This is a genomic window from Kitasatospora nipponensis (assembly GCF_039528135.1).
Lineage (GTDB): Bacteria > Actinomycetota > Actinomycetes > Streptomycetales > Streptomycetaceae > Kitasatospora > Kitasatospora nipponensis.
In genome coordinates, this window is the sequence record NZ_BAAALF010000743.1 from 1 (window position 1) to 682 (window position 682).

At 63.0% G+C, this 682-nt stretch carries 1 protein-coding gene; it reads left to right on the top strand.

The features are described from left to right. Window positions 1–93: 93 nt before the first annotated feature. The coding region (locus ABD323_RS43070; protein ID WP_344447486.1) for a S8 family serine peptidase at window positions 94–682 on the top strand (589 nt) is incomplete at its 3' end.

Below are 682 nucleotides of genomic sequence, written 5' to 3' on the forward strand. Positions count from 1 at the left end.
CACCAAGATCTTGTAGGACAGGTCCTGCCTGGGGCTGACTTCTCCGGGGAGCAGAGAGACGGCAGAGTTGACAAGATCGGCCACGGAACAAGCATGGCGAGCCTGATCGCCGGTCGAGGACACGGTGCCAAGGACGGGATTATCGGTCTTGCGCCGCACGCCAAGATTCTTCCCGTCAGAGTCAACATGTCCCCCCTGGGTGAGGTGGGAAGCGGCGGCGAAGATCGCATTCCGGAGGCTATTCGCTACGCCGTGGACAAGGGCGCCAAGGTCATCAACATGTCCCTGGGAGGTGGTGCTGACAAGAAGGTCCGAGAGGCCATCCAGTACGCCATCGACAAGGATGTGGTTGTGATTGGGGCCTCGGGGAACACCGGAAATCGGGGAACCCCGGTGGACTACCCCGCAGCTGTTCCCGGCGTCGTTGCCGTGGGTGCCGTGGACAGGGACGGGAAGGTCTGGGAAAAGTCGAACCGTGGCCCCGAAACGACACTGGTAGCGCCCGGAGTCGACATCTACTCGGCCGGCCACCAGTCGGCGACGGACTATCGCACGGGCAATGGGACTTCTGATTCGACCGCATACGTCTCCGCGATCGCGGCGTTGGTGCGCTCGAAGTACCCGGAGCTGTCGGCCGGTCAGGTCATCAACCGGCTGATCAAGTCGGCGGTGGTCCCGGCAG